The 26130-nt window shown below is 71.4% G+C and carries 14 protein-coding genes, 1 tRNA gene and 1 rRNA gene; 12 read left to right on the forward strand and 4 right to left on the reverse strand.

Translation table 11 applies throughout. The annotated features are described in order from the left end of the window. The 3 genes from rrf to ACIP2X_RS29205 form a co-directional block, all read left to right on the forward strand. Positions 1–91: ribosomal RNA gene (gene rrf, locus ACIP2X_RS29195) — 5S ribosomal RNA — on the forward strand; the annotation flags it as partial. A gap of 114 nt (positions 92–205) precedes the next feature. After that, entirely contained in the window at positions 206–868 is a 663-nt protein-coding gene (locus tag ACIP2X_RS29200) for a DegT/DnrJ/EryC1/StrS family aminotransferase (RefSeq protein WP_401679215.1), read from the forward strand. Between the two features lie 96 nt (positions 869–964). Next, positions 965–1037, forward strand: a tRNA-Thr gene (locus ACIP2X_RS29205). Positions 1038–1084: 47 nt separating this feature from the next. Here ACIP2X_RS29205 and ACIP2X_RS29210 read toward each other — a convergent pair. Then, entirely contained in the window at positions 1085–3847 is a 2763-nt protein-coding gene (locus tag ACIP2X_RS29210; protein ID WP_401678326.1) for a SpoIIE family protein phosphatase, read from the reverse strand. A gap of 398 nt (positions 3848–4245) precedes the next feature. Here ACIP2X_RS29210 and ACIP2X_RS29215 point away from each other — a divergent pair, with 398 nt between their 5' ends. The 9 genes from ACIP2X_RS29215 to ACIP2X_RS29255 all read left to right on the forward strand — a co-directional run bounded on the left by ACIP2X_RS29215 (position 4246) and on the right by ACIP2X_RS29255 (position 18792). After that, positions 4246–9696, forward strand: a complete 5451-nt coding sequence (locus ACIP2X_RS29215) for a HAMP domain-containing protein (protein ID WP_401678329.1) — start codon at positions 4246–4248, stop codon at positions 9694–9696. Positions 9697–9935: 239 nt separating this feature from the next. Further along, the gene (locus ACIP2X_RS29220; protein WP_401678332.1) at positions 9936–10613 is read left to right on the forward strand and encodes a two-component system response regulator; all 678 of its coding nucleotides are present in this window, start codon (positions 9936–9938) and stop codon (positions 10611–10613) included. Positions 10614–10794: 181 nt separating this feature from the next. Further along, positions 10795–13509, forward strand: a complete 2715-nt coding sequence (locus ACIP2X_RS29225) for a DNA translocase FtsK (RefSeq protein ID WP_401678335.1) — start codon at positions 10795–10797, stop codon at positions 13507–13509. 275 nt (positions 13510–13784) lie between these two features. Further along, positions 13785–14624, forward strand: coding sequence for a helix-turn-helix domain-containing protein (locus tag ACIP2X_RS29230; RefSeq protein ID WP_401678338.1), 840 nt, complete (start codon positions 13785–13787; stop codon positions 14622–14624). 94 nt (positions 14625–14718) lie between these two features. Then, complete coding sequence (rimO, locus tag ACIP2X_RS29235; RefSeq protein ID WP_401678341.1) at positions 14719–16209, forward strand: 30S ribosomal protein S12 methylthiotransferase RimO; 1491 nt, start codon at positions 14719–14721, stop codon at positions 16207–16209. Then, entirely contained in the window at positions 16206–17057 is an 852-nt protein-coding gene (gene pgsA / locus ACIP2X_RS29240; RefSeq protein WP_401678344.1) for a CDP-diacylglycerol--glycerol-3-phosphate 3-phosphatidyltransferase, read from the forward strand. Before rimO ends, pgsA begins: the two co-directional genes overlap by 4 nt. Then, positions 17054–17611 (forward strand): CinA family protein, encoded by a 558-nt coding sequence (locus tag ACIP2X_RS29245; RefSeq protein ID WP_401678347.1) that lies wholly within the window; start codon positions 17054–17056, stop codon positions 17609–17611. Before pgsA ends, ACIP2X_RS29245 begins: the two co-directional genes overlap by 4 nt. A gap of 109 nt (positions 17612–17720) precedes the next feature. After that, entirely contained in the window at positions 17721–18101 is a 381-nt protein-coding gene (locus ACIP2X_RS29250) for a helix-turn-helix domain-containing protein (RefSeq protein WP_030044087.1), read from the forward strand. Between the two features lie 220 nt (positions 18102–18321). Next, complete coding sequence (locus ACIP2X_RS29255) at positions 18322–18792, forward strand: Dps family protein (RefSeq protein WP_401678350.1); 471 nt, start codon at positions 18322–18324, stop codon at positions 18790–18792. A 457-nt stretch (positions 18793–19249) separates the two neighbouring features. Here the strand turns inward: ACIP2X_RS29255 and ACIP2X_RS29260 are convergent, their stop codons facing one another. From ACIP2X_RS29260 to ACIP2X_RS29270, 3 genes are all read right to left on the reverse strand, one after another. Then, positions 19250–20014, reverse strand: a complete 765-nt coding sequence (locus ACIP2X_RS29260) for an SDR family NAD(P)-dependent oxidoreductase (protein WP_401678353.1) — start codon at positions 20012–20014, stop codon at positions 19250–19252. Positions 20015–20061: 47 nt separating this feature from the next. After that, entirely contained in the window at positions 20062–20943 is an 882-nt protein-coding gene (locus tag ACIP2X_RS29265; protein WP_401678356.1) for an Fpg/Nei family DNA glycosylase, read from the reverse strand. 148 nt (positions 20944–21091) lie between these two features. Further along, positions 21092–26059, reverse strand: coding sequence for an ATP-dependent helicase (locus ACIP2X_RS29270; protein WP_401678358.1), 4968 nt, complete (start codon positions 26057–26059; stop codon positions 21092–21094). Between the last annotated feature and the right edge of the window lie 71 nt (positions 26060–26130).

Consider the following 26130-nt stretch of genomic DNA (forward strand, 5'->3'; position numbering starts at 1 on the left):
GCCCGGTTACATTCCGAACCCGGAAGCTAAGCCTTTCAGCGCCGATGGTACTGCAGGGGGGACCCTGTGGGAGAGTAGGACGCCGCCGAACAATTCTTAGAAGAGTTGGACCCTGAACTTCGGTTCGGGGTCCAACTCTTTTTTGTTGTGCGTCACTTGAAGTTCACGTTGCGCAACCACGATCCGCAGCATGGGTACTGCTGCAATGCTCAGGGCCGCCGGCGTAGGAGTCGGTGACGAGGTCATCGTGTCGGCGTTCGGGAACGTCGAGGTCTGCGAAGCGGTGACCATGGCGGGCGCGCGCCCGGTGTTCGCCGACATAGACCCCCTGTCGTACGGCCTCGACGCGTCCGCGGTCGAGGCGGCCGTAAGTCCGCGGACATCGGCAGTCGTTGTGGTCCATCGGTTCGGCAGGCCCGCGGATGTCGCGGCGCTGCGTGGGGTGGGGCAGCGGCACGGGCTTCTGGTGCTGGAGCAGGGCGAGTCCGAGGCGCCGTGCGACGAGGTCGCGCAGCGCCGGCAGCGAGCCGCCTACCTGGACGCCAAGTTGCGCGGGGTGCACACGCCGGACGGCGGTGTCGGGCACACCTATCAGCAGTACGTGGTGCGGGTGCCCGGGAACGGGCGGCCCGACCGGGACGCGTTCGCGCGGTCCCTCCGGGCCAGGGGAGTCGAGTGCTGGGTGCCGGTGAAGACGCCGGTGCACCGACTGCCGGCCTTCCGTGAGTGTGTGGCGCTGCCGGAGACCGAGCGGGCCGCCGAGGAGACGCTCGCGCTGCCCGTGGACGGCGCTCTGACGAAGCGTGACATGCAGCGGACGGTGTCCGCGTGCAATGCGCTGGGCGGGCTGTTGCAGCCGGCTTTCTGATCGTCCCCTGGGCGGGACGGCGGTGGTTGGGAGCAGCGGTCTGTTCGGGGTATGATCTATTCCGTCGCCGCGAGGGAGACCTCAAGACGGTGACCGGCCCCTATAGCTCAGTCGGTAGAGCGTCTCCATGGTAAGGAGAAGGTCAACGGTTCGATTCCGTTTGGGGGCTCCGACGCAGAAGGCCCCCGCCCATTCGGGCGGGGGCCTTCTTGCTTTTCAGGCGTTGCTCAGGCCGTTGTGGAGGCCCGGGACACGCATCGCCAGGATCGCCATGTCGTCGGACGGGGCGTCCGAGGCGAAGCGCTCCACCGCGCGCATGATGCGTGCCGCCACCGCGCCCGCTGTGAGGCCGGTGCAGGTGGTGAGGACGTCGGCGAGGCCGTCGTCGCCCAGCATGCGGTTGCCCTCGCGGCGCTCGGTGACGCCGTCCGTGACGCACAGCAGGACGTCCCCGGGGTCGAGGGTGACGGTCTGCTCGTAGAGGTCCAGGTCCTCCAGGACGCCGAGGAGCGGCTGGGGTTCGGCCGCGGCTTCCACCGTGCCGTCCTGGCGCAGACGCAGGGGGAGCGGGTGGCCCGCGCAGACGACCTTCAGCTCGGCGCTGCCGTCCTCCTGCGGGCGCATCTCGCCGTAGAGGAGGGTGAGGAAGCGGCTGCGGGCGCCCTCGTCGAGGATGGCGGAGTTGAGGCGCTGGAGGACCGCAGGGCCGCTGAGGCCCTCGCGGGCCAGCAGGCGCAGGGCGTGCCGGGCGAGGCCCGTGACGGCCGCCGCGTTCGGGCCGGTGCCGCAGACGTCACCGATGGCGAAGCCGTAGGCGCCGTCGCGGATGGGGAACAGGTCGTAGAAGTCGCCGCCGACCTCGTTGCCCTCGCCGGCCGCGCGGTAGATGACCTCGACCTCGACGCCGTCGATCACGGGGAGTTCGGGCGGCAGGAGGCTGCGCTGGAGGGCCTGGCTGATGGCCGTGCGCTCGGAGTAGAGGCGGGCGTTGTCCAGGGCCAGGGCGGCTCGGCGGGAGAGGTCCTCCGCCAGCTCCAGAATCTCCTGGCGGAAGTGCTCGTCGGTGGGTTTGCCGAGGGTGAGCATGCCGATGACGCGGTTGCGGGCGACCAGGGGCAGGACGACGGTCTCGCCGCCGACCGCGGACGCCGTCGCGAGCGTCGTACCGATGCCGGAGCTGACCGTGGCGGGTTCGCCGAGGCCCAGGCTGCGCATGGAGGTGCGCAGGGCGGCCTGGTGGGCGGCGTCCGCCGGCGCGGACCAGACGCGCGCGCCGGGCGTCGGTACCGGGTCGGGCGGGTCGATCTTGGACAGCAGGGACTTGATGCCGTCGATCAGTTCCTCGTCCTCGTGCAGGACGTACGAGAGGTAGGGCTCCGAGGCCTGGTCGGCGATCGTGTAGACCGCGCACCAGGTGGCCAGCGTCGGGACCGTCATCTGCGCCATGAGGGCGAGTGTCTGGTCCCGGTCCAGGGTGCCGGCGAGCAGGTCGGAGGCCTCGACGAGGAAGCTGAGCGAGCCGCGGCGCAGGCGTTCGAGCTCGCCGAGGCGGGCGGACTCGACGGCCAGGGCGATGCGGTCGGCGGCGAACTGGAGGCGCAGGGCCTCCTCGTTGGAGTACCTGCCGGCGCCCTCCGCGGCGACGCCGAGGGAGCCGGTGAGGCGGCCCTCGACCTTGAGCGGGACGGTGACGACCGAGCGCATGCCGGTGCCGTTGAGGAGGGGCACGGCGCCGGGGACGGCGGTGAGGTCGTCGTGGACGGCCGGCATGCGGGCCGAGCCGTAGCGGCCGGGGCCCGCCTCGACGGGGACGCGGGCGAAGCGCTGGCGGGCGGAGGGCAGGCCCGTGGAGGCGCGGACCTCCAGCTCCGTCTCGTCGTCGGTGGCGAGGAGGAGGAACGCGGAGTCGCCGTCGAGCATGTCGCGGGCGCGTTCGACCGTGCGCTGGAGCAGGCCGTCGAGGTCGTCCGGGGCCGGGGAGCCGATGAAGACCTCGAAGGGGTCGGTGCTCTGGCCCTCGGAGGAGGTGGCCGCGTCGGACGCCGCGATGCGCATGGGCGTCTGCAGGACGGCTCGTTCGTGGTCACGGACGAGGAGGCAGACGGTGGAGGGCTCGCCGTCGGTGTCGCGGACGCGGAGGTGGGAGGCGTACACCGGGACGACCCGGCCGCCGGCGTCGCGGATGCCGTAGCTGCCCTCCCAGCGGGAGAGTTGCAGCGCCTCGGCGATGCCGGTGCTGGTGCCCGGGGTGTGCGGCCAGGCGGCGAGGTCGGTGAGGGGCTTTCCGGTGACCTGTTCGCCCTGGTAGCCGAAGAGTTCCTCGGCGTCCTCGTTCCAGGCGGTGATGGCGCCGCTCCGGTCGATCTGGACGACGGCGACGCGGACCCGGCCGTCGGCCAGGGGGAGCAGGTCGGCGGGGAGGGACGGGCCGGCGGTGCGGGTGCCCACGGCGCGTTCGGGGAGGTCGAGTTGGAACCAGACCTGCTTGTGCGTGGGTGTGTAGTCGACGCCCCAGCGGCCGGCGAGGGCCGCGCACAGCTGGAGGCCCCGGCCGCCCTCGCGGTCGGGGCTGCCCATGTTGACGGCGGAGCCCTGAAGGGGGACTTCGCGTTCCGGGTAGTGGTCGGCGACCTCGATGCGGACGCCGCCGTCGAGGCGCAGGCACAGCACGTCGGCGGTGGTGCCCGCGTGGACGACGGCGTTGGTGACCAGTTCGCTGGTGAGCACCACGGCGTCGTCGACGACGTCGGCGTACCCCCAGCCCTGGAGCGTGTCGCGGACGAAGGAGCGTGCGGAGGCGACCGAGCGTCCGACGGGCTCGAAACTGGCGGCCGCGCGCGCGGTGATCACAAAACTCCTCGATCTGCTCTCGATGTGCTGGGCTGCCGTGCCGGCCGGCTCGCCGCGCGTCTGTGTCGGCAGGCCGCTCGTCGGCCCGGGGTCCGGGGGCTGTCCCCCGGGGATCAGTCCGGTGGTCATGTGTGCGGCCGCCCCTCCGATGCCCGCTCGTTCTCGTGCCACCGCCCAGGCCGGACGGAACCGGTGCGGCTGGACAGCCGCATGCAAGGTTACTTACCTTCGCGGTTCATGCGGATGCCGGTCTGCAGTGTTTCCGTCCGGAGGGTGTGCGGACGATGTGCGAAGCTGCCGAACTGTTATGGCCTGGTTCAGCCGGGGTGAAACACTGGGCAGGCTTGTGATGGAGGTACGGCCAGGGCGAGTGCGGTGCGCCTTCGGTGGGCAGCAGCCCCTGGTGCGGTCCGTCACCTCCTGGTGGGATCGACGGCTGGTGCCACCGGGTGCAGATACGCAGTAGTGATCGATACGTCGAGCAGCAGTGCACAGCAGTAATGGTCGACCCCTGCGGGAGGGACACAGTGGAGTCTGGCGCAGCGACGCGGGGCACGAAGCCGCGCGCCAAGGGCGGACAGTCCCCGAGCAGCCGGAACGGGACCACTGAGGTGGACACGGCTGCCCTGAACCGGCTGAAAGCGGCCCTGGTGTCGATGCGGGACGGCAACTTCCGCAAGCGGCTGACGGTGTCCGGGGACGGCGTGATGGCGGAGATCGCCGCCATCTTCAACGAGGTCGCCGACCGGAATCTGCACCTTACGGGTGAGCTGTCGCGGGTGCGGCGTGTCGTGGGGCGCGAGGGCAAGCTCACGGAGCGGCTGGAGACGGGCGCCTGTGAGGGGTCGTGGGCGGCCGCGATCGACGCGTCGAACGCGCTGGTCGACGATCTGGTGTGGCCGGTGTCCGAGGTCAGCCGGGTGCTGTTCGCGGTGGCCGAGGGTGATCTGGCGCCGCGGATGGAGCTGCGGACGAACGCGCCCGACGGGAGCGGGCACCCGCTGCGGGGCGAGTTCCTGAAGGTGGGGCGGACCGTCAACAACCTGGTCGACCAGCTGTCGACGTTCACCGACGAGGTCACGCGCGTGGCCGGTGAGGTGGGCACCGAGGGCAAGCTGGGCGGGCAGGCCCAGGTGCGCGGAATGTCCGGTTCGTGGAAGGATCTGACGGAGTCCGTCAACACGATGGCGGACCGGCTGACCGCGCAGGTGCGGGACATCGCGCTGGTGACGACCGCGGTCGCGAAGGGTGATCTGTCCCGGAAGGTCACGGTTCATGTGGCCGGCGAGATGCTGGAGCTGAAGGAAACCGTCAACACGATGGTGGACCAGCTCTCGGCGTTCTCCTCCGAGGTGACCAGGGTCGCGCGTGAGGTGGGCACGGAGGGCGAGCTGGGCGGACAGGCCCAGGTGCCCGGGGTGGCCGGGGTGTGGAAGGAGCTCACCGACTCCGTCAACACCATGGCAGGCAACCTCACCGCGCAGGTGCGCGGTATCGCCGAGGTGACGACGGCCGTGGCCAACGGTGATCTGTCCCGCAAGGTGACCGTGCAGGCGCGCGGCGAGGTGGCGCAGCTGGCCGAGACGATCAACCAGATGACCGAGACGCTGCGGATCTTCGCGGACGAGGTCACCCGCGTGGCCAACGAGGTCGGCGGGGAGGGGCGGCTCGGCGGGCAGGCGAACGTGCCGGGCGCGGCGGGGACCTGGAAGGACCTGACGGACTCCGTCAACACGGTGTTCCGGAACCTGACGACCCAGGTACGGGACATCGCCGCGGTGACGACGGCGGTCGCCAGCGGTGACCTGTCGCAGAAGGTCACGGTCGACGTGGCCGGCGAGATGCTGGAGCTGAAGAACACCGTCAACGGCATGGTGGACCAGCTGTCCGCCTTCGGTTCCGAGGTCACGCGCGTGGCTCGGGAGATCGGCGACGAGGGTGAGCTGGGCGGCCAGGCGCAGGTGCCGGGGGCGGCGGGGACCTGGAAGGACCTGACGGACTCCGTCAACACGGCGTTCCGCAACCTCACCGGACAGGTGAGGAACATCGCGCAGGTGACGACGGCGGTCGCCAACGGTGACCTCTCGCAGAAGGTCACCGTGGACGTCTCCGGCGAGATGCTCGCGCTGAAGAACACCGTGAACACGATGGTGGACCAGCTGTCGTCGTTCGCCGACCAGGTCACGACGATGGCCCGGGAGGTCGGCACCGAGGGACGGCTCGGCGGCCAGGCGCGCGTGGACGGCGTGTCGGGCACGTGGAAGGAGCTGACCGACTCCGTCAACTCCATCACCGGCAACCTGACTGCTCAGGTGCGCCAGATCGCCCAGGTGACGACGGCGGTGGCGCGGGGTGACCTGTCGCAGAAGATCACCGTGGACGCGCGCGGGGAGATCCTGGAGCTGAAGAACACCGTCAACACGATGGTCGACCAGCTCTCCGCCTTCGCCGACCAGGTGACACGGGTGGCCCGTGAGGTGGGTACGGAGGGCCGGCTGGGCGGTCAGGCGCAGGTGCCCGGCGTCGCCGGTGTGTGGCGCGACCTGACCGACTCCGTGAACGGCATGGCCGGCAACCTGACGGCTCAGGTGCGCCAGATCGCGCAGGTCGCGACGGCGGTGGCGCGGGGTGACCTGTCGCAGAAGATCACCGTGGACGCGCGGGGGGAGATCCTGGAGCTGAAGAACACCCTGAACACGATGGTGGACCAGCTGTCCTCGTTCGCCGAGGAGGTCACCAGGGTGGCCCGAGAGGTGGGCACCGAGGGCAAGCTGGGCGGCCAGGCCGAGGTGCAGGGCGTCTCCGGCACCTGGAAGGACCTCACGCAGTCCGTCAACTTCATGGCGAACAACCTCACCGTGCAGGTGCGCAGCATCGCCCACGTCACCACCGCCGTCGCCAAGGGCGATCTCTCGAAGAAGATCACCGTCGACGCCAAGGGCGAGATCCTCGAACTCGTCACCACCGTGAACACGATGGTCGACCAGCTGTCGTCGTTCGCCGACCAGGTGACGCGGGTGGCGCGCGAGGTGGGCACCGAGGGCATCCTGGGCGGTCAGGCGCATGTGCCGGGTGTCACCGGCATCTGGAAGGACCTCAGCGACAACGTCAACCTGATGGCCAAGAACCTGACCGTCCAGGTGCGCAACATCTCGCAGGTGGCGGCGGCGGTCGCCAACGGCGACCTGACGCGCACGGTGACGATCGAGGCGCGCGGCGAGGTGGCGCAGCTCGCCGACACCTTCAACACCATGGTGAAGACGCTGAGTTCGTTCGCCGAACAGGTCACCAAGGTGGCCCGCGAGGTGGGCACGGACGGCATCCTGGGCGGTCAAGCGCATGTGCCGGGTGTGGCCGGTACGTGGAAGGACCTCACCGAGTCGGTGAACCAGATGGCGTCCAACCTGACCGGCCAGGTGCGCAACATCGCGATGGTGACGACGGCCATCGCCAAGGGTGACCTGACGAAGAAGATCGACATCGATGCCCGCGGTGAGATCCTCGAACTGAAGACGACCATCAACACGATGGTCGACCAGCTGTCCTCCTTCGCCGAGGAGGTCACGCGGGTGGCCCGCGAGGTGGGCACGGAGGGGCAGCTGGGCGGTCAGGCGCGGGTGCGCGACGTCGACGGCACCTGGCGGGACCTGACGGAGTCCGTGAACGAGATGGCCGGGAACCTGACCCGGCAGGTGCGCGCCATCGCGCGCGTGGCGACCGCGGTGACCCGCGGCGACCTGAACCTGAAGATCGACGTGGACGCCTCCGGCGAGATCCAGGAGCTTCAGGACTACATCAACAAGATGATCGCCAACCTGCGCGACACCACGATCGCCAACAAGGAGCAGGACTGGCTCAAGGGCAACCTCGCACGTATCTCCGCGCTGATGCAGGGCCGCCGGGACCTGGAGGACGTCGCCTCGCTGATCATGAGCGAGCTGACGCCGGTGGTCTCCGCGCAGCACGGCGCGTTCTTCCTGGCGCTGCCGCCGGCCGACACCACCGGCAAGGACGACCAGTACGAGCTGCGGATGCTGGGCTCGTACGGCTACTCGATGGGCTCCATGCCGACGTCGTTCCGGCCCGGTGAGGCGCTGGTCGGCACGGCCGCGCAGGAGAAGCGCACGATCCTCGTGGAGAACGCGCCCAGCGGCTATCTGAAGATCTCCTCCGGGCTCGGGGAGGCGCCGCCCGCCCAGGTGATCGTGTTGCCGGTGCTGTTCGAGGGCAAGGTGCTCGGCGTTATCGAACTGGCCTCGTTCACACCGTTCACGCAGATCCAGAAGGACTTCCTCAACCAGATCGCCGAGATGATCGCGACCAGCGTCAACACCATCTCCGTCAACACCAAGACGGAGGTGCTGCTGAAGCAGTCGCAGGAGCTGACCGAGCAACTGCGCGAGCGCTCCGCCGAGTTGGAGAACCGGCAGAAGGCCCTCCAGGCGTCCAACGCCGAACTGGAGGAGAAGGCCGAGCTGCTGGCCCAGCAGAACCGGGACATCGAGGTGAAGAACACCGAGATCGAGGAGGCGCGCCAGGTCCTGGAGGAGCGCGCCGAGCAGCTCGCGGTGTCGATGCGCTACAAGAGCGAGTTCCTCGCCAACATGTCGCACGAGCTGCGTACGCCGCTGAACTCGCTGCTCATCCTGGCCAAGCTGCTCGCCGACAACGCGGACGGCAACCTCACCCCGAAGCAGGTCGAGTTCGCCGAGACGATCCACGGGGCCGGCTCCGACCTGCTCCAGCTGATCAACGACATCCTGGACCTGTCGAAGGTCGAGGCGGGCAAGATGGACGTCTCCCCGACGCGGATCGCGCTCGTCCAGCTCGTCGACTACGTGGAGGCCACCTTCCGGCCGCTGACGGCGGAGAAGGGCCTGGACCTGTCCGTGCGGGTCTCCCCGGAGCTGCCGGCCACGCTGCACACCGATGAGCAGCGGCTGCTCCAGGTGCTGCGCAACCTGCTCTCGAACGCGGTGAAGTTCACCGACTCGGGCTCGGTGGAGCTGGTCATCCGCCCCGCGCGCGACGACGTGCCGAAGGCGATCCGGGAGCAGTTGCTGGAGGCCGGGTCGCTGACCGGTCCGGAGGCCGGGCTGATCGCGTTCTCGGTGACCGACACCGGCATCGGGATCGCGGCGAGCAAGATGCGGGTGATCTTCGAGGCGTTCAAGCAGGCGGACGGCACGACCAGCCGCAAGTACGGCGGCACGGGCCTCGGCCTGTCGATCTCCCGCGAGATCGCGCAGTTGCTCGGCGGTGAGATCCACGCGCAGAGCGAGCCGGGCCGCGGCTCGACGTTCACGCTGTACCTGCCGCTGTACCCGAGCGAACTGCCCCCGAACGGCTACCAGCAGCTGCCGCCCGCCCCGCCCGTGGCGGAGCTCACCGAGTGGCCGGAGCCGGCCGAGGTGGCGGTCGAGAGGCCGGCCGAGACGCCGGCCGAGGTGAAGTCGTACCGCGAGACCCAGAACGGCGCCGCGGCGCTCTTCCGGCGGCGCCGCCGGAGCATGCCGGGGATCGAGCGGCGGGCGCTGCCGCAGGAGCCGTGGCAGGGCGGTGAGACGGTGGCGGAGGCGCACCCGCGCGCGGGCATCCGGTTCGGGGGTGAGAAGGTACTCATCGTCGACGACGACATCCGTAACGTGTTCGCGCTCACCAGCGTCCTGGAGCAGCACGGGCTGTCGGTGCTGTACGCCGAGAACGGCCGTGAGGGCATCGAGGTGCTGGAGCAGCACGACGACGTGGCGGTCGTCCTGATGGACATCATGATGCCCGAGATGGACGGCTATGCGACGACGACGGCGATTCGCCGGATGCCGCAGTTCGCCGGGCTGCCGATCATCGCGCTGACGGCGAAGGCGATGAAGGGTGACCGGGAGAAGGCGATCGAATCGGGTGCGTCGGACTATGTGACGAAGCCGGTCGACCCCGATCATCTGCTGGCGGTGATGGAGCAGTGGATGCAGGGCGAATGAACGGTGGATGTCGTTGGGGAGTTGCTGACTCAGAGTGCGCGTAGCCGTGTACGAGCGCGGGATTCGGGGAACCTTCTGGTCCCTTGCTGCGTTTCTGCTACGTGCACAGTGACATCGCGGTGACAGGGTGTGGCGACAAGCGGGGTGCGGCTACGATGACCGGCACGAGGATGGGCGGCGCAACGGAGTCGTCCCACGGGGCGGCGCCCGGTGCACTGCCGGGGCGAGGAGGGCGGGCCATGGTGCAGAAGGCCAAGATCCTCCTGGTCGATGACCGGCCGGAGAATCTGCTGGCGCTGGAGGCGATCCTCTCTGCGCTCGATCAGACGCTGGTGCGGGCATCGTCCGGGGAGGAAGCGCTCAAAGCACTACTCACGGACGACTTCGCGGTCATTCTGCTGGACGTCCAGATGCCGGGAATGGACGGTTTCGAAACCGCCGCGCACATCAAGCGGCGCGAGCGGACCAGAGACATCCCGATCATCTTCCTCACCGCGATCAACCACGGGCCCCATCACACCTTCCGGGGCTACGCGGCCGGCGCGGTGGACTACATCTCCAAGCCGTTCGACCCGTGGGTGCTGCGCGCGAAGGTCTCCGTCTTCGTCGAGCTCTACATGAAGAACTGCCAGCTGCGCGAGCAGGCCGCGCTGCTGCGCCTCCAGTTGGAGGGCGGCGGCAAGGGCGCGGTCGGCGGCAAGGAGGCCGCCGGGCTGCTCGCCGAGCTGTCGGCGCGCCTCGCGGCCGTCGAGGAGCAGGCCGAGGCGCTCTCCAAGCAGCTCGACGACGAGGCCGCGGACGCGGCGGCGGTGGCCACGGCCGCCCATCTCGAACGCAAGCTCACCGGACTGCGGCGGGCGCTGGACGCGCTGGAGCCGGGTACCGGCGGGTCTCCTTCCGTGCCCTCGCAGAACTGACGGCGGGCCGGGCAGAGTTGCCCGCCCGCCCACCGGAGTTCACGTCACCGTCCCGCCGTGGCTCTTCCAGGTCCCCCGCTCGTGAGCCCGCGTCAGTTTCGTGCCTGCGCAAGGGCGACACGAACGGGTGAACCGGTAGGCGCGCGTGTCCACCGGCGACTCCACCGGTAATCTCACACCTATGGCCTCACGTCCCTCCGCAGCCAAGAAGCAGCCCGTCAAGAAGGCTGCCGCTTCCGCGAAGGCCCCGGCGAAGAAGGCCGCTGCGAAAAGGCCCCCCGCGAAGAAGGCGCCCGCGAGGAAGGCACCGGCCAAGAAGGTCGCGCCCAAGCCCGCGCCGAGCCCGACCGGGGGCGTCTACCGGCTGGTGCGGGCCCTCTGGCTCGGCCTCGCGCACGCCGTGGGAGCCGTCTTCCGCGGCATAGGGCAGGGCGCCAAGAACCTCGACCCCGCCCACCGCAAGGACGGCGTCGCGCTGCTGCTGCTCGCGCTCGCGCTGATCGTCGCCGCCGGCACCTGGTCCAACCTGCGCGGTCCCGTCGGCGACCTCGTCGAGATCCTGGTCACCGGTGCCTTCGGCAGGCTGGACCTGCTCACCCCGATCCTGCTCGCGGTCGTCGCCGTGCGCTTCATCCGCCACCCCGAGCAGCCCGAGGCCAACGGCCGCATCGTCATCGGGCTGTCCGCGCTGCTCATCGGCGTGCTCGGCCAGGTCCACATCGCCTGCGGCTCCCCCGCGCGCAGCGCCGGCATGCAGGCCATACGGGACGCCGGCGGCCTGATCGGCTGGGGCACGGCGACCCCGCTGACGTACGCCCTGGGCGAGGTGCTCGCCGTACCGCTGCTGGTGCTGCTCACGGTCTTCGGGCTGCTGGTCGTCACGGCCACACCCGTCAACGCCATCCCGCAGCGGCTGCGGCTGCTCGGCGTGAAGCTCGGTGTCGTCCGTGACGCCGAGGCCTACGAGGACGAGTACTCCGACGACGACGAGCGCTACGACGAGCAGTGGCGGGAGGCGATCCCCGCCCGCCCGCGCGGACGCGCGCAGGCCCCGGCGGCCTACGACCCCGACGGTGCCGAGCAGGAGGCCCTGTCCCGACGCCGGGGCCGCACCAGGCGCTCGTCGGTGCCGCAGCCCGAGGGGGAGCGGCAGCCGGACGCCGTGGACGTCGCGGCGGCGGCCGCCGCCGCGCTCGACGGCGCGGTGCTGCACGGCATGCCGCCGTCGCCGATCGTCGCCGACCTCACCCAGGGCGTCAGCGTGGGCGACCGCGCGGAGACCACCCCGACCCCCACGCCGGTACCGGCCGCGCGTCCCCAGCGGGAGAAGATCGACACCGGCGTCCCCGACCTCACCAAGTCGCCGCCCGCGCAGACCCGCGACCTGCCACCGCGCGCCGAGCAGCTCCAGCTGTCCGGCGACATCACCTACGCGCTGCCCCAGCTCGACCTCCTCACGCGCGGGGGCCCCGGCAAGGCGCGCAGCGCCGCGAACGACGCCGTGGTGGCCTCGCTGACCACGGTGTTCACCGAGTTCAAGGTCGACGCGGCCGTCACCGGCTTCACGCGCGGTCCGACGGTGACGCGCTACGAGGTCGAGCTCGGCCCCGCCGTGAAGGTCGAGCGGATCACCGCGCTCACCAAGAACATCGCGTACGCCGTCGCCAGCCCCGACGTGCGGATCATCAGCCCCATCCCCGGCAAGTCCGCGGTCGGCATCGAGATCCCGAACACGGACCGCGAGATGGTCAACCTCGGCGACGTGCTGCGGCTCGCGGAGTCCGCCGAGGACGACGACCCGATGCTGGTGGCGTTCGGCAAGGACGTCGAGGGCGGGTACGTCATGCACTCGCTGGCGAAGATGCCGCACATGCTGGTCGCCGGAGCCACCGGTTCCGGCAAGTCGTCCTGCATCAACTGCCTGATCACCTCGATCATGATGCGGGCGACCCCGGAGGACGTCCGGATGATCCTGGTAGACCCCAAGCGCGTCGAGCTGACCGCCTACGAGGGCATCCCGCACCTGATCACGCCGATCATCACCAACCCGAAGCGGGCCGCCGAGGCGCTCCAGTGGGTCGTGCGGGAGATGGACCTGCGCTACGACGACCTGGCCGCGTACGGATACCGGCACATCGACGACTTCAACCGTGCCGTGCGCGAGGGCAAGGTCAAATCGCCCGAGGGCAGCGAGCGGGAACTCCAGCCGTACCCCTATCTGCTGGTGATCGTCGACGAGCTCGCCGACCTGATGATGGTGGCGCCGCGGGACGTCGAGGACTCGATCGTGCGTATCACGCAGCTCGCGCGCGCGGCCGGCATCCACCTGGTGCTGGCGACGCAGCGGCCCTCCGTGGACGTGGTCACGGGTCTGATCAAGGCCAACGTGCCCTCACGGCTGGCGTTCGCCACGTCGTCGCTCGCGGACTCGCGCGTCATCCTCGACCAGCCCGGCGCCGAGAAGCTGATCGGCAAGGGTGACGGGCTCTTCCTGCCCATGGGCGCGAACAAGCCGACGCGTATGCAGGGCGCGTTCGTGACCGAGGAGGAGGTCGCGCTCGTCGTCCAGCACTGCAAGGACCAGATGGCGCCGGTCTTCCGGGACGACGTCACCGTGGGGACCAAGCAGAAGAAGGAGATCGACGAGGACATCGGCGACGACCTCGACCTGCTGTGCCAGGCGGCCGAGCTGGTCGTCTCCACGCAGTTCGGGTCGACCTCCATGCTCCAGCGCAAGCTGCGGGTCGGTTTCGCCAAGGCGGGGCGCCTGATGGACCTGATGGAGTCGCGGAACATCGTCGGGCCGAGTGAGGGGTCCAAGGCACGTGATGTTCTTGTGAAAGCCGATGAGCTGGATGGCGTGCTCGCCGTCATCCGTGGGGAGTCTGAAGGGTAGGCAAGTGGGTCACGCTCGTCGGCTCGCCGCACATGGTTGTTCGATCGTGACTCACCCGTAAGGGATCATTGAGCAACCGTTTCCCCGCCCCGCACGTCAAGTTGAGGGAAGCGACAAGCACCCGCCCCATCATTCGTCAAGCACCACCCCCGTCATCGGGACGTAAGGCCATTCGGATGGCGTACAAAGTCCCTCCGCCGGGTTGCCCCACCCTTTTGCACCCCCCCTAGACTGAACCTCCAGCACAGGTGGCTACACGCTCGAAAGGCGCCCCCGTGTCCATCGGCAACTCCCCTGAAGACGAGCGTCCGTTCGAAGACGTTTCCGAGGAAGCCCGCACCTCCATCGGCCGTGCCCTGCAGCAGGCGCGTATCGCCGCAGGGCTGACCGTCGATGACGTCAGTACCGCCACCCGGGTCCGCATCGGCATCGTGCACGCCATCGAGTCGGACGACTTCGCGCCCTGCGGCGGCGACGTCTACGCGCGCGGGCACATCAGGACCCTGGCCAAGCACGTCCACCTGGATCCTGGTCCCCTTCTCGCGCAGTACGACGCCGAGCGCGGCGGGAGCCCGGCGCCGACGCCGGCGGCGCCGCTGTTCGAGGCAGAGCGCATCCGTCCGGAGCGGCGGGGGCCCAACTGGACCGCCGCGATGGTCGCCGCCATCGTCGCCGTGATCGGCTTCGTCGGCTTCACCCTGTTCAAGGGCGACTCCGAGGACGGCTCCAAGGCGCCGGTCGCGGAAGGCGCCAAGCCCTCCGACGGCAAGACCGCCTCGCCGTCCGCGGACGCGCCGAAGCCCACCGACCCCAAGCCCGACCCCACCGAGAGCGCCATCGCGGCCGCGCCCCGGGACAAGGTCACCGTCCAGGTCAGCGCCACCGACGGCCGCAGCTGGATCTCCGCCAAGGACCACAACGGCCGGCTCCTGTTCGACGGTCTGCTCAAGCAGGGCCAGTCCAAGACCTTCCAGGACAGCTCCAAGATCAACCTGGTGCTCGGTGACGCGGGCGCCATCCAGCTCTACGTGAACGGCAAGAAGATCGACGACGACTTCCAGCCCGGCGCCGTGGAGCGTCTCACCTACACGAAGGGCGACCCGCAGGCCGGCTGACGGCCCATGCGGGGGCGCGGTGCGTACGGGGTTGGCCGTGATCGGCCAACCCCGTCGACATGGGGTGTCCGCGGGACGAAGTAGTCTAGAGCCCATGCCTGAACGCCGTACCGTCGCACTTGTCACCCTTGGCTGCGCCCGTAACGAGGTGGACTCGGAGGAGCTCGCAGGCCGCTTGGAGGCGGACGGCTGGGAACTCGTCGAGGACGCCGGGGACGCGGACGTCGCCGTCGTGAACACGTGCGGCTTCGTCGACGCCGCCAAGAAGGACTCCGTCGACGCCCTCCTGGAGGCCAACGACCTCAAGGGACACGGCAGAACCCAGGCCGTCGTGGCGGTGGGCTGCATGGCCGAGCGGTACGGCAAGGAACTCGCCGAGGCCCTCCCCGAGGCCGACGGCGTGCTCGGCTTCGACGACTACTCGAACATCTCCGACCGCCTGCAGACCATCCTGAACGGCGGCATCCACGCCGCGCACACCCCCCGCGACCGGCGCAAACTGCTGCCGATCAGCCCCGCCGAGCGGCAGTCCGCGCCCGACGTGGCGCTGCCCGGTCACGGCGCCCCCTCGGACCTCCCGCAGGGCCTCGCCCCGGCCTCGGGCCCCCGCGCGCCGCTGCGGCGCCGGCTCGACGGCAGCCCCGTCGCCTCGGTGAAGCTCGCCTCCGGCTGCGACCGGCGCTGCACCTTCTGCGCCATCCCGTCCTTCCGCGGCTCCTTCATCTCCCGCCGCCCCAGCGACGTGCTGAACGAGACGCGGTGGCTGGCCGAGCAGGGCGTCAAGGAGATCATGCTGGTCTCCGAGAACAACACCTCCTACGGCAAGGACCTGGGCGACATCCGCCTCCTGGAGTCGCTGCTGCCGGAGCTGGCGGACGTCGACGGCATCGAGCGGGTGCGGGTCAGCTACCTCCAGCCCGCGGAGATGCGGCCCGGCCTGATCGACGTGCTCACCTCGACGCCCAAGGTCGCGCCCTACTTCGACCTGTCCTTCCAGCACTCCGCGCCCGCCGTGCTGCGCTCCATGCGCCGGTTCGGTGACACCGACCGCTTCCTGGAGCTGCTCGACACCATCCGCGGCAAGGCGCCGGAGGCCGGCGTGCGCTCCAACTTCATCGTGGGCTTCCCCGGCGAGACCGAGGCGGACCTGGCCGAGCTGAAGCGTTTCCTGAACGGCGCGCGGCTCGACGCGATCGGCGTCTTCGGCTACTCCGACGAGGAGGGGACCGAGGCGGCGACCTACGACGGCAAGCTCGACCAGGACGTCGTCGCCGAGCGGCTCGCCCACATCTCCCAGCTCGCCGAGGAGCTCGTCTCCCAGCGGGCCGAGGACCGCGTCGGGCAGACCCTGAGCGTCCTCGTGGAGTCGGTCGGCGGTGAGGACGGCACCTACGGCCGTGCCGCGCACCAGGCGCCCGAGACCGACGGACAGGTGCTGCTCAGCGGCGGCGAGACGCTGAGCGTCGGTCGTATGGTCGAGGCGAAGGTGGTCGGCACGGAAGGTGTCGACCTGGTGGCCGAGCCGCTGATGTTCGCCGCGACCGGCGCCGACGGCAGGGCCGGCAGTGAGGAGGCGGGCAGATGACCGGAGTACCGGCGTCCGCCGCGGGTGGCCCCGCCCCGGCGAACGGCACCGCCGCGGCCTCGAAAGGGACCACCTCGCAGCGCGCACCCCTGAAGGGCTCCGCACCGGGCCCGGAGAGCATGGGCGGGCCCGGCCCGGTCGGCGCGGTCGGTGCGGAGGCGGGTGTCACGGGGGCGGGTGTCACGGGGGCCGGCGCGACCAGCGCGCAGCCGGAGACCAGGCCGGCCCGCGGCGGGAAGATCGCGGCCGCCGCGGTCAACCAGGCCAGCGTCTGGAACGTCGCCAATCTCCTGACCATGCTCCGGCTGCTCCTGGTCCCCGGCTTCGTCGCGCTGATGCTGGCCGACGGCGGATACGACCCCGCCTGGCGCTCGCTCGCCTGGGCGGCGTTCGCCATCGCCATGATCACCGACCTGTTCGACGGCCATCTGGCCCGCACGTACAACCTCGTCACCGACTTCGGGAAGATCGCCGACCCCATCGCCGACAAGGCGATCATGGGTGCGGCGCTGATCTGTCTCTCGGCGCTGGGCGATCTGCCCTGGTGGGTGACGGCGGTGATCCTCGGGCGGGAACTGGGGATCACCCTGCTGCGTTTCCTGGTCATCCGCTACGGCGTCATCCCCGCCAGCCGCGGCGGAAAGCTGAAGACGCTCACCCAGGGCGTGGCCGTGGGAATGTACGTGCTGGCGCTCACGGGCTGGCTGGCCACCCTGCGGTTCTGGGTCATGGCCGCGGCGGTCGTCCTGACCGTGGTGACCGGGCTGGACTATGTGAGACAGGCCATGGTGCTGCGCAGGCAGGGAATCGCCGAGCGCAAGGCCGCGTTGGAGGAGACGCAAGGGTGAGTGTCCCGGCCGGTTCGTCGGCCACCGAAGTCGTACGGCTACTCACGGTGAGGGGCGAGACCGTCGCCGTCGCCGAGTCGCTGACGGGCGGACTGGTCGCCGCGGAGCTGACGGCGGTGCCCGGGGCCTCGAAGGCCTTCCGGGGATCGGTGACGGCGTACGCGACCGAGCTCAAGCACGAGGTGCTGGGCGTCGACGCCACCCTGCTGGCTCAGCGTGGAGCGGTGGATCCGCAGGTGGCGGCCCAGATGGCGGCCGGAGTGCGGAAGGTGCTGGGCGCCGACTGGGGTCTCGCGACCACCGGTGTCGCAGGCCCGGACCCACAGGACGGACAGCCCGTCGGAACCGTTTTCGTCGCCCTGGACGGCCCGTTCGGGGCGGGTGCGGGTTCTGCCGGTGGCGGAAAAGTGGAGGCCCTGAGGTTGAACGGCCGGCGGGCGGAAATTCGTATGGAGAGTGTACGGAGCGTACTCGCGCTTCTTCTGAGGGAGCTTGCGAGCGAACAGACTGGGAATGAGCGGGCACAGGATACGGAACGGAACGGGGGGTTTTGATGTTTGCAGCCCTGAGTGAACACGACATCGCTCCCCGCACGGCCGCAGCGCAAGGCGGTACGGTGGGGCGTGAAGGATGCGGCTACGCGGTCCGAGGAGGGAGCCACCGATGATTCTGCTCCGTCGCCTGCTGGGTGACGTGCTGCGTCGGCAGCGCCAGCGCCAGGGCCGTACTCTGCGCGAAGTCTCCTCGTCCGCCCGAGTCTCGCTCGGCTATCTCTCCGAGGTGGAGCGGGGGCAGAAGGAGGCTTCCTCCGAGCTGCTCTCCGCCATCTGCGACGCGTTGGACGTACGGATGTCCGAGCTCATGCGGGAAGTGAGCGACGAGCTCGCCCTCGCCGAGCTGGCACAGTCTGCAGCGGCCACCCCCAGTGAGCCTGTTCCCACGCCGGTTCGCCCGATGCTGGGTTCCGTGTCGGTGGCCGGTGTGCCACCGGAACGGGTCACCATCAAGGCGCCCGCCGAGGCGGTGGACGTGGTTGCCGCCTGAGGCGAGGCTCGCGTGCGCGGCACACCGCCGCGTCGCACGGGCTTTGTGACAGTCAGGAACGTGTGAGGCCCCGGCCGGGGCTTTTCCGGGGAGACCCGGGGGAGCGGTCGGGGTTTTCGCGTGTTGGGGAATCCTTTACGTTCCGTTTGGGTGCGTTTGCCGGTCCGGGGTGTCGCGGTCATCGTGGAGGGAGATGACGGGGCCAGCCAACGGAGGTGCGATGTACGTCGTGAAAAGTCCGCTGTCCGACGCGGATCTGAAGACCGTCGCCGAGGCGCTCCAGGGCGCCCTCGTCGATCTCATCGACCTCGCGCTCGTGGCCAAGCAGGTCCACTGGAACGTCGTCGGCCCCCGCTTCCGCAGCGTGCACCTCCAGCTCGACGACGTGGTGACCAGCGCGCGCACCCATTCCGACACGGTCGCCGAGCGCGCCTCGGCGCTGGGTGTCTCACCCGACGGGCGTGCCTCGACGGTGGCCGTGGGCAGCGGCATCGCGGCGACGGCCGGCGGCTGGATCAGGGACGCGGAGGCGGTCGGGGTGCTCGTGGACGCGCTGGGCGCGGTGATCGGGCGCATGCGTGAGCGGGTGGCGGCCACCGAGGCGCCGGATCCCGTCTCGCAGGACCTCCTGATCGGGATCACCGCGGATCTGGAGAAGCACCACTGGATGTTCCAGGCCGAGAACGGCTGACGTGGTGCGACACGGCTGACGGACGTTCTGAGGAACGGCCGGCGGGCGTGGTGAGGAACGGATGACCTGGCGTGCACGCCGGTCGCGCGTGCGCCTGGTCGGTCAGTGGCTGCCGCGCCTGTGCGCCCCTGTGCCGTTGGTGCGCCCTCCCGTGGCGCGAGGGCACGCGACTAGCGTCGTCGGCGTCGCCCCGGAGATGAGGACGGCGTTTCTGGCGCCGAGCTGGAGGTGACGGCCATGGCGGGGCGAATAGTGCGCTGGGGGGCCGTACTGGGGCTCGGCGTGGTCTGGTGGTGGGCCGTGCTGCGACTGGCGACGGCGCCCGACGCGGGGGCGCTGGAGGGGGCGGTCGTGGCCGGGGGGTGGGGGCTGAGCCTGCTGCCGGTGCACTGTGTGCCCGGGGGGCGTGCGGCAGGCTCGCTCGGGGCGGCGGCCTGGCGGATGGTCCGGGGGGCCGCTACCAGGGCATTGCCACACCCCCGTTCGGACGCAGGATCTGGCCCGTCGTGAAGGCCGACGCGTCCGAGGCCAGGTACAGGACCGCGTGAGCGACCTCCTCCGCCTCTCCGACCCGGCCCAGTGGGGACATCCGCGCCATCAGTGACTCCGTGTGCGCCTGGGCCGCGCTGTCGTGGCGGTCCGTCATCGGCGTGCGGATCCAGCCCGGTGCGACGGCGTTCACCCGGATGCCGTACCGGCCCATCTCGGTGGCCAGCGTCTTCGTCAGCTGTACGACGGCCGCCTTGGCCGCGCCGTAGCACAGCAGTCCCGGGCCGCCGGTGTCGACGGCTCCGGAGGCCATCGTCACGATGCTGCCCCGCACGCCGTGCGCGAGCATCAGGCGGGCGGCTTCCTGGCAGGCGTGCAGGACACCCTTGAAGTTGACGTCCAGGACCCGGTCGAGATCCTCGTCGCGGGTCTCCAGGACCGGGCTGCTGTGCATGATGCCGGCGATCGCGGCCAGTACGTCCAGACGTTCGCAGGACTCGACGGCTCGCCTGACCTGGTCGCGGTCGGTGACGTCGAGGTGGTGGGTGCGGGCGGCGCCGCCCCGGTCCTTGATGAGCGTGGCCGTCTCGTGCAGGCCTGGGGCGTCGCGGTCCGCGCAGTGCACGGTGGCGCCCGCCTGGGCGAGCAGGACCGCCGAGGCGCGGCCGATGCCGCCCGCGGCGCCGGTGATGAACGCGGTGCGACCGGTGAGGTCGTATGCCGGTACGGCCATGCAGGGACGGTACGAGATTTTCTGACGGGTCGTCAATTGTGCGGGCGTCACTGGGCCTTGTCGGGCGGTACGGGGGCCTTGCCGGGAGGTGTGGGGGCCTGCCCCGGGTGCCGCCGCGCGGCGGGGCTGCCCGGTGCCGGGGCAGGGCCCGTCTGGCAATGGGGGCACCAGTAGGTGGGGCGTTCGCGGGAGCCGTCGCCCTGGTCGGCCACGCGGATGGAGGTGCGGCAGCGCAGACAGGGCCGGGGCGCGCGGCCGTACACGAACAGGTCCTGGCCGCGGCGGCCCGTCGTGCTGCGGATCGGGCGGTCGCGGTTGGCCTCCAGGAGCTTCTTCGCGACGGCGGGCAGCTTGGCGGCGCGGTCGGCCGGCAGGGCGCCCATCGGGAGCCAGGGGGTCGCGCCGAGCAGGAAGCAGAGCTCGCTCTTGTAGACGTTGCCGATGCCGGCGAGATTGCGCTGGTCCAGGAGCGCCTCGCCGAGCGGGCGTGCCGGGTCGCCGAGGAGGTTGGCGAGGGCCTGGTCGGGGTCCCAGTCCGGGCCCAGGAGATCGGGGCCGAGGTGGCCCACCACTCGGTCCTCGTCGGCGGTGCGGAGCAGTTCGAGGACCGGGAGGCGGTAGCCGACGGCGGTGTGCTCGGGGTTGCCGAGGATGGCGCGGATCTGGTGGGCGGGGCCGCCGGTCCAGCGCGCGCCGGCCGCGAACACCCTCCAGGAGCCGTCCATCCTGAGATGGGAGTGCAGCGTGAGGCCGCCTTCGATGCGGGTCAGGAAGTGCTTGCCGCGGGGGGTGACGTCCAGGACGGCGCGGCCGGTGAGGTCGGCCGTCGCGAACTTCGGTACGCGCAGGTCGGAGCGGGTCAGGACCTTGCCCGCGAGCGCCGCGTGCAGGCGTTTCGCGGACTGCCAGACCGTGTCTCCTTCGGGCATGGGTTCAGGGTGGCACGTTCCGCCGGGGGACACTCGTGGGGCGTCGGGTGGCGGCGAATCCTGAGTGTCGGGAGCCGGGAGCCGGGGGCCGGGGGCCGGGGGCCGGGAGCCGTGAGCCGGGGTTGGGCGTCGGGTCGGCGGTCTTGGTTCACGCCCGGAGGCGCAGGCCTCTCGGGGTGGCGATGAAGCCGGCCGATTCCAGGAGTGTGCCCACGGGGGACGTGAGGGCGGCCGCGCCGTTGATGCGTTCCACCGTGACCGTGCCGAGGGAGCCCGCGCGCGCGGCAGCCGCGAGGGCCTCGGCGGCGGCACCCAGGCGGGGGTCGTCGGTGGGGGTGGCGTCCTGGTCGGTGGGCCAGGCCAGCAGGGTCTTGCCGCCGCGTTCCATGTACAGCGCCGGTTCGCCGTCGACCAGGACGATCAGTGAACCCGCCTTGCGTCCCGGCTTGTGTCCGGCACCCGTCGGGGGCTCGGGCCAGGGCAGGGCGGCGCCGTACGCGTTCGCCGGGTCGGCGGCGGCGAGGACGACCGCGCGGGAGGCGGCGGTCGCGCGACCACCCCGTGCGGGGGAGCCGCGGTCGTACGGCGAGGGGCCGCCGTTGTGCCAGGGGGGTGCCTGGGCGGCTGCCGCCGCGGCGTAGTCCTTGGGCGACACGTACTCGCCCGGCGCGGGGTGGGCCAGCGGGGGCTCGCCGTCCGGGCCGCCGTACGCCCCGTCGCCCTGGTAGGCGTGGTCGTCGAAGGGGCCGAGAGCGTCAGCCGGGGAGAAGAAGCCGTCGGGGGCGCTGCCGAAGGCGGCGGCGCCGGGCATGCCGTCGCCGTGGGGGGAGCCGAGCGCGTGCGCGGCATCCGGGCCGGGCGGGGCTTCGCCCCGGTCGCGGGCGTTGGCCACGGCGCGCAGGCGGTCGACCGCGCCGTCCATCGCGAACTGCGCGGCCCCGAGGCCCTCCACGACATAGCCGCGCCGGGCCTGTCCGCTGTCCTCGAAGGCGGACAGGATGCGGTACGTCGCCGAGAAGCCGCCCTCGACGCCTTCCGCGGCGACCGCGCCGCGGGTGACCACGCCGTGCCGGTCGAGCAGGGTGCGGGCCAGGGCGTGCGCACGGACCGTGGGGTCGGGTTCATGGGCCGGCAGCAGGGACCAGCGACCGGCCACGGTCGGCGGGCCGCTGCGGGACGCCGTACGCGCGGCGGCGGTCAGCGAACCGTAGCGGCCGCGCGGGACCGTGCGCTTGGCGCGGTGGGCCGTGGAGCCTGCGGTCCGGCCCGAGCCGAGCACGGACCGCAGCGGGGTGAGGGTGTCGTTGGTCAGCCGCCCGGACCACGCCAGGTCCCAGAGGGCGTCGGCCAGTTGGGGATCGGTGGCCTCGGGGTGCGTGGTGGCGCGCACCTGGTCGGCGATCTGGCGGAAGAACAGTCCGTAGCCCCCGGACAGGGTGGCGAGCACGGACTCGTGGAGGGCCGTCGACTCCAGGGGGTGCGGGGGCGGCAGCAGCAGTGGGGCGGCGTCGGCCATGTACAGGGAGACCCAGCCGTCCTTGCCGGGGAGCGCGCCCGCCCCGGCCCACACCACCTCGCCGGCGGCCGTGAGCTCGTCGAGCATGGCGGGGCTGTAGTTGGCGACTCGGGACGGCAGAACGAGCTTCTCCAGGGCGGACGCGGGCACCGAGGCGCCCTGCAACTGCTCGACGGCGCGCACCAGTCCGTCGACGCCCCGCAGTGTGTGGCCCCGGCCGATGTGCTGCCACTGCGGGAGGAACTGGGCCAGGGCCGCGGGCGGCACCGGCTCCAGCTCGTGCCGCAGGGCGGCCAGGGAACGGCGGCGCAGCCGGCGCAGGACCGCCGCGTCGCACCACTCCTGGCCGATGCCGGCCGGATGGAACTCGCCCTGGACGACCCTTCCGGACGCCCCGAGCCGCTGGAGCGCGCCCTCGGTGACCGCCACGCCCAGGCCGAACCGGGCGGCGGCCGTGGCCGACGTGAAGGGGCCGTGGGTGCGGGCGTAGCGCGCGAGGAGGTCGCCGAGCGGGTCCTTCACCGGTTCCATGAAGGCTTCCGGGACGCCGACCGGCAGGGCCGTGCCCAGCGCGTCGCGCAGGCGGCCGGCGTCCTCGATCGCCGCCCAGTGGTCGGCGCCCGCGATACGGACCCGGATCGCGCGACGGGCCCGGGCCAGCTCCTCGGCCCACTGCGGCTCGGCGCCCCGCTCGGCCAGCTCGGCGGCCGTGAGCGGGCCGAGGAGGCGGAGCAGGTCGGCGACGCCTTCGGCGTCCTTGACGCGGCGGTCCTCGGTGAGCCACTGAAGCTCCTGCTCCAGCTCGGTCAGCACCTCCGCGTCGAGCAGTTCGCGCAGCTCCGCCTGGCCGAGCAGCTCGGCCAGGAGGCGCGAGTCCAGGGACAGCGCGGCGGCGCGGCGCTCGGCGAGCGGGGAGTCCCCCTCGTACAGGAACTGGGCGACGTATCCGAAGAGGAGGGAGCGGGCGAAGGGGGACGGCTCGGGGGTGGTGACCTCGACCAGGCGGACCTTGCGGGACTCCAGGTCGCCCATCAGCTCGACCAGGCCCGGGACGTCGAAGACGTCCTGCAGGCATTCGCGGACCGCCTCAAGGACGATCGGGAACGAGCCGAACTCGCCCGCCACCTGGAGCAGTTGCGAGGCCCGCTGGCGCTGCTGCCACAGCGGCGTGCGCCTGCCCGGGTTGCGGCGGGGCAGCAGCAGCGCGCGGGCGGCGCATTCGCGGAAGCGGGACGCGAACAGGGCCGATCCGCCGACCTGGTCGGTGACGACCTGGTCGACCTCGCCCTTGTCGAAGACCACGTCCCCGGCGCCGACGGGAGCCTGCTCGGCGTCGTACTCCGTGCCCAGCTTCACCGGCTCCTGGTCCAGCAGGTCCAGGCCCATGAGGTCGGCGTCGGGCAGGCGCAGCACGATGCCGTCGTCGGCGTGCATGACCTGGGCGTCCATGCCGTACCGCTCGGACAGGCGGGCGCCGAGCGCCAGCGCCCACGGGGCGTGCACCTGGGCGCCGAAGGGCGAGTGGACGACGACGCGCCAGTCGCCGAGCTCGTCGCGGAAGCGCTCGACGACGATGGTGCGGTCGTCCGGGATGTGGCCGCACGCCTCGCGCTGCTCGTCGAGGTAGGACAGCACGTTGTCGGCGGCCCAGGCGTCGAGGCCCGCGGCGAGCAGCCGCAGGCGGGCGTCCTCCTTGCCGAGGGAGCCGACCTCGCGCAGGAACGCGCCCACCGCGCGGCCCAGTTCGAGCGGGCGGCCGAGCTGGTCGCCCTTCCAGAAGGGCAGGCGGCCCGGGACGCCCGGGGCCGGCGAGACCAGCACCCGGTCGCGGGTGATGTCCTCGATCCGCCAGGAGCTGGTGCCGAGCGTGAAGACGTCCCCGACGCGGGACTCGTAGACCATCTCCTCGTCGAGCTCGCCGACCCGGCCGCCGCCCTTCTTCGGGTCGGCGCCGGCCAGGAAGACGCCGAAGAGGCCGCGGTCGGGGATGGTGCCGCCGGAGGTGACGGCGAGGCGCTGGGCGCCGGGGCGGCCCGTGACGGTGCCCGTGACGCGGTCCCACACCACGCGCGGGCGCAGCTCCGCGAAGGCGTCGGACGGGTAGCGGCCGGCCAGCATGTCGAGGACCGCGGTGAACGCCGACTCGGGGAGCGAGGCGAAGGGTGCGGCCCGGCGGACCGTGGTGAGCAGGTCGTCGACCTGCCAGGTGTCCATCGACGTCATCGCGACGAGCTGCTGGGCCAGGACGTCGAGGGGGTTGGCGGGCACCCTCAGGGACTCGATCTCGCCGGTGCGCATCCGCTCGGTGACCACCGCCGCCTGGACCAGGTCGCCGCGGTACTTGGGGAAGACCACGCCGGTCGAGATCGCGCCGACCTGGTGTCCCGCGCGGCCGACGCGCTGGAGGCCGGAGGCGACCGAGGGCGGGGACTCGACCTGGACGACGAGGTCGACCGCGCCCATGTCGATGCCGAGTTCCAGACTGGACGTGGCGACGACGGCCGGGAGCCGGCCGGCCTTCAGGTCCTCCTCGACCAGGGAGCGCTGCTCCTTGGAGACCGAGCCGTGGTGGGCGCGGGCGATGACGGCCGGGGCGCCCTGGGCGGCGCCGGAGCCGCCCATGAGCTCGGCCGGGGAGTGGTGCTCGTCCAGGGACTCGCCGGTCGCGCGCTCGTACGCGATCTCGTTGAGCCGGTTGCAGAGGCGCTCCGCGAGACGGCGGGAGTTCGCGAAGACGATGGTGGAGCGGTGGGACTGGACGAGGTCCGCGATGCGCTCCTCCACGTGCGGCCAGATCGAGGGGCGGTCGCCGCCCTCTGGACCGCTGTCGGTGGCCGGGGAGCCGCCCAGCTCGCCCATGTCCTCGACCGGGACCACGACGGAGAGGTCGAACTCCTTGCCGGACTTCGGCTGGACGATCTCCACCTTGCGGCGCGGCGAGAGGAAGCGGGCGATCTCGTCGACCGGGCGGACGGTGGCGGAGAGGCCGATGCGGCGGGCCGGCTTCGGCAGCAGCTCGTCCAGGCGCTCCAGGGAGAGGGCGAGGTGGGCGCCGCGCTTGGTGCCGGCGACCGCGTGCACCTCGTCGAGGATCACCGTCTCCACGCCGGTCAGGGCCTCACGGGTGGCCGACGTGAGCATCAGGAAGAGGGACTCGGGGGTGGTGATCAGGATGTCCGGCGGACGGGTGGACAGGGCCCGGCGCTCCGCGGCCGGGGTGTCGCCGGAGCGGATGCCCACCTTGACGTCGGGCTCGGGCATGCCGAGGCGGACCGATTCCTGGCGGATGCCGGTGAGGGGGCTGCGGAGGTTGCGCTCCACGTCGACGGCCAGGGCCTTGAGCGGCGAGACGTACAGGACACGGCAGCGCTTCTTGGGGTCGGCCGGGTGGGGGGTGGAGGCGAGCTGGTCGAGGGCCGCGAGGAAGGCGGCCAGCGTCTTGCCCGAGCCGGTGGGGGCCACGACCAGGACGTCCGACCCCTCGCCGATGGCCTGCCACGCGCCGGCCTGGGCCGCCGTGGGCGCGGAAAAGGCCCCCGTGAACCAGCCGCGGGTCGCGGGGGAGAAGCCGTCGAGGGCTCGGTGCGTGGAGCTCGCCATGCGTCCATCCTGCACCTCGGCACTGACAATGGGGCTGAGCTGCGGATCTGGGCGGATGTGCGAGGTGCCGG

This window comes from Streptomyces sp. NPDC089424 (assembly GCF_044749345.1).
GTDB lineage: Bacteria > Actinomycetota > Actinomycetes > Streptomycetales > Streptomycetaceae > Streptomyces.

Coding starts and splice junctions, on each gene's coding strand:
- ACIP2X_RS29200 (WP_401679215.1), top strand. CDS start 206: ATGCTCAGGGCCGCCGGCGTAGGAGTCGGTGACGAGGTCATCGTGTCG.
- ACIP2X_RS29210 (WP_401678326.1), bottom strand. CDS start 3,847: ATGACCACCGGACTGATCCCCGGGGGACAGCCCCCGGACCCCGGGCCG.
- ACIP2X_RS29220 (WP_401678332.1), top strand. CDS start 9,936: ATGGTGCAGAAGGCCAAGATCCTCCTGGTCGATGACCGGCCGGAGAAT.
- ACIP2X_RS29225 (WP_401678335.1), top strand. CDS start 10,795: ATGGCCTCACGTCCCTCCGCAGCCAAGAAGCAGCCCGTCAAGAAGGCT.
- rimO (WP_401678341.1), top strand. CDS start 14,719: ATGCCTGAACGCCGTACCGTCGCACTTGTCACCCTTGGCTGCGCCCGT.
- pgsA (WP_401678344.1), top strand. CDS start 16,206: ATGACCGGAGTACCGGCGTCCGCCGCGGGTGGCCCCGCCCCGGCGAAC.
- ACIP2X_RS29250 (WP_030044087.1), top strand. CDS start 17,721: ATGATTCTGCTCCGTCGCCTGCTGGGTGACGTGCTGCGTCGGCAGCGC.
- ACIP2X_RS29255 (WP_401678350.1), top strand. CDS start 18,322: ATGTACGTCGTGAAAAGTCCGCTGTCCGACGCGGATCTGAAGACCGTC.
- ACIP2X_RS29260 (WP_401678353.1), bottom strand. CDS start 20,014: ATGGCCGTACCGGCATACGACCTCACCGGTCGCACCGCGTTCATCACC.
- ACIP2X_RS29265 (WP_401678356.1), bottom strand. CDS start 20,943: ATGCCCGAAGGAGACACGGTCTGGCAGTCCGCGAAACGCCTGCACGCG.
- ACIP2X_RS29270 (WP_401678358.1), bottom strand. CDS start 26,059: ATGGCGAGCTCCACGCACCGAGCCCTCGACGGCTTCTCCCCCGCGACC.